The sequence below is a fragment of the Collimonas fungivorans genome (genome assembly GCF_028292705.1).
Classification (GTDB): domain Bacteria; phylum Pseudomonadota; class Gammaproteobacteria; order Burkholderiales; family Burkholderiaceae_D; genus Collimonas; species Collimonas fungivorans_B.
This window is the reverse complement of record NZ_JAQGLV010000351.1, coordinates 1-3,367: the sequence shown is the minus strand read 5'-3', so window position 1 is coordinate 3,367 and position 3,367 is coordinate 1. Positions and strand designations below refer to the sequence as shown.

The 3,367-nt window shown below is 57.6% G+C and carries 2 protein-coding genes and 1 pseudogene; all 3 read right to left on the bottom strand.

The annotated features are described in order from the left end of the window. The coding region (gene bamA / locus JWQ61_RS19630) for an outer membrane protein assembly factor BamA (protein WP_304361984.1) at window positions 1-1,295 on the bottom strand (1,295 nt) is incomplete at its 3' end. 59 nt (window positions 1,296-1,354) lie between these two features. Next, window positions 1,355-2,725: an RIP metalloprotease RseP gene (gene rseP, locus JWQ61_RS19625; protein WP_304361983.1), complete on the bottom strand. Its 1,371-nt coding sequence runs from the start codon at window positions 2,723-2,725 to the stop codon at window positions 1,355-1,357. Between the two features lie 9 nt (window positions 2,726-2,734). Then, window positions 2,735-3,367, bottom strand: a pseudogene (locus tag JWQ61_RS19620) (1-deoxy-D-xylulose-5-phosphate reductoisomerase); the annotation flags it as partial.

The window sequence follows — 3,367 nt, the reverse complement described above, 5'->3', positions numbered from 1 at the left end:
TCAGTGACCGCCATGTTGATGTCGACCTGGTCGGAAGTGTTCGGCACTTCCGGCGTTTCGATGCCGACGTCCTTGAAGTAGCCCAGACGGTCAACCCGGTCGCGCGACAGCTTGATCTTCGAACCGTCGTACCAGGAATCCTCGAACTGGCGGAATTCGCGGCGCACCACTTCGTCGCGCGTCTTGGTGTTGCCGGCAACGTTGATATGGCGCACGTAGACGCGCTTGCCAGGGTCGACCATGATAGTGAATGCGACTTCTTTCTTGTCGCGGTTCAGCTCCGGATTGGCGTTGACGTTGGCGAACGCATAACCGAAATTGCCCAGCCGCTCCGACATCTTCTTGGTGCTGTTGTTGAGCTTTTCGCCGTTGAATACTTCGCCTTTTTTCAGCTCCATCAAGGCCCGCAGTTCGTCCTCGCGGCCAAACATCTCGCCTTCCATCTTGATATCGGAAACGGTGTATTTTTCACCTTCGTTGATATTGATGGTGATGTAAATGTCTTTCTTGTCCGGAGTGATGGAGACCTGGGTCGATTCCACCTGCATCTCGATATAACCGCGGTTCAGGTAATACGAACGCAGGGTTTCGATATCGCCCGACAATTTCTCTTTTGCATACTGGTCAGCCTTGGTGTACCAGGTAAACCAGCCCGGCGAACGCAGCTTGATCTGGTCGCGCAGCTTGCCGTCGGAAAACTCCTTGTTGCCGACGAAACGGATTTCCTTGATGCGCGAAACTTCGCCTTCATCCACCGCAAACGTCACATTGACCCGGTTGCGCTCGATCGGCGTCACCGTAGTCGTCACCTTCATGCCGTACAGGCCGCGCGACAGGTATTGCTTCTTCAGTTCCTGCTCGGCGCGGTCAACCTGGGCCTTGTCGAAAATGCGCGATTCGCCGACGCCGATTTCCTTCAGGGCCTTGGTCAGCTGGTCTTTATCGAATTCCTTGATGCCGGAAAAATCGACGCCGGCAATCGATGGCCGCTCTTCCACCATGACCACCAGCACATCGCCTTCGGACTCAACCCGGACATCCTTGAAGAAACCGGTCGCGTACAGCGCCTTGATCGCCGCCGTGCCTTTTTCATCGGTGAAGGTTTCGCCTACGCGCACCGGCAGGTAGCTGAAAACGGTGCCGGCCTCGGTACGTTGAATACCTTCAATGCGGATATCCTTGACCACAAACGGTTGCACCGCCAGTGCTTGGCCCGAACACAGGGCAAAGGCGGCGGCAGCAATCAAACGACGGGGAAGAATCGACAAAGGGAAGTGCTCAGAATGTAATTTCATTAGCGATCGTTTTTTATCAATGTCCTTGCCTGCCACGATTGTCAGACAAGAGAGAGAACTTAAAATATGAGCCGAACGATGTCGTTAAACATGGCGACCATCATCAACGTCATCAGAATACCAATGCCCGCGCGCTGTGCAATAGCACCAACTCGCTCGGGAATGGGACGTCCAGTCAAAACTTCCAGCGAATAATACAGCAAATGGCCGCCGTCTAGCACTGGAATGGGCAGCAAATTCATGACGCCCAGGCTGATGCTGATGAAGGCAATAAAGCTCAGGTAGCTGAATGCGCCGATGCGCGCGGTCTGGCCGGCATAGTCGGCAATCGTGATCGGGCCAGTGATATTCTTCCAAGAAAGCTCGCCGACAATCATTTTACCCAGCATTTTCAGGGTCAGGACACTGCTGTCCCAGGTCCGTTTTGCCCCTTTGGCAAGTGCTTGCAGCGGCGGGCTGCTGGACAGCACCATCTCCGGCATCGTGGACGACAATTCGACCTTGATCCGGCCTATCGTTCCGTCCTTCGACGACTGCGCTTCCGGCGTGACATCCGCAGTAAAGATATTGCCATTTCGCAACCCTGTCAGCGTCAAAGGCTTGCCCGCCGAGGCGCCTACCGTGGCAATGAAAGCCGTGCTGTCAGCTATCGGCGCGCCATTGATCGCCGTGATCTGGTCGCCGACCAGCAAACCCGCTTTCATGGCAGGTCCAGCGGGATCGACTTTGCCCAGGATCGGCTTGCCGAGCGCCAGCTTGATGCCCAGTTTGCCGAGATAATCGCCTTCCAGGTCCTTGGCGCCCAGCCCCTCGGTCGACAGCTTGACTGTATCGAGCAGTCCGCTGCCCGCAGGCCCCGAATTTAACCGTCGGACGTCGAGCTGGACCGGCGCCTTGTCGACCACCGCCTGCATGACTTTCCAGCGCAATTCGTTCCAGGTCTGGACCGGCTCGCCGTTGACGGCGGTAATCAGTTCCGTGCCGCGCAAGCCTGCCTGATAGGCCGCGGTATGCTCGGCGACGGTGCGTACCCGCGGCGTCGGCTCCATTTCGCCATGCATGTAGAGGCCGGCAAATAGCAAAATGGCAAGGGCGAAATTGGCCAGCGGGCCGGCCGCCACGATCGCCATGCGCCGCCATACCGACTGGCCGGTGAATTCGCGCTTCAGTTCCTGCGCCGACAAGCCGCTTACGTCCTGCTCGCGCGCATCGAGCATCTTGACGTAGCCGCCCAGGGGCAGGATGGAAAGCGCCCATTCGGTCTGGTCGGGGCCGAATTTGCGCGAGAAAACGATCTTGCCCATCCCCACTGAAAAGCGCAGCACCTTGACCCCGCACAAACGCGCGACCACATAATGGCCAAGCTCGTGGATGATGACCAGGGAGCCAAGGGCGACGACAAATGCGAGGATGGTTTGCAGGAGGGCCATTTGTACGATTTATGCGTTCAGGAAAGAGTGAACCGTCTGGCGCGCTAGAAGATCCTGCTCAAGCAACAAATCGATATCGCTTACTGCGCACAGCGGCAACTTATCCATGGTGCGCGCTATCAGTTGATCAATCATGCGAAACCCGATTTTTCCATCTAGGAAAGCTTGGACAGCCACTTCATTCGCGGCGTTCAATATTGCAGCAGCCGAACCGCCTGCCTGCAATGCATCATACGCGAGTTTTAGGCAGGGAAAACGTTGCAGGTCGGGACGGGTAAATTGTAACTGCCCCACTACGGTCAGGTCCAGCGGGCTGACGCCGGACGCGATCCGCTCCGGATAGGCCAGCGCATAGGCGATCGGGGTGCGCATGTCGGGATTGCCCAGCTGCGCCAGCACCGAGCCGTCGATGTAAGACACCATGGAATGGATCACGCTTTGCGGGTGGATCACTACTTCGATCTGGCTGGCGGCGGCGCCGAACAGCCAGTGCGCCTCGATCACTTCCAGGCCCTTGTTCATCATGGTCGCGGAATCGACCGAAATCTTGCGCCCCATGACCCAGTTCGGATGGGCAACCGCCTCCTCCGGGGTGACCGACTCCAGCGTCTCCACGGCCCGGTGCAGGAACGGGCCGCCGGA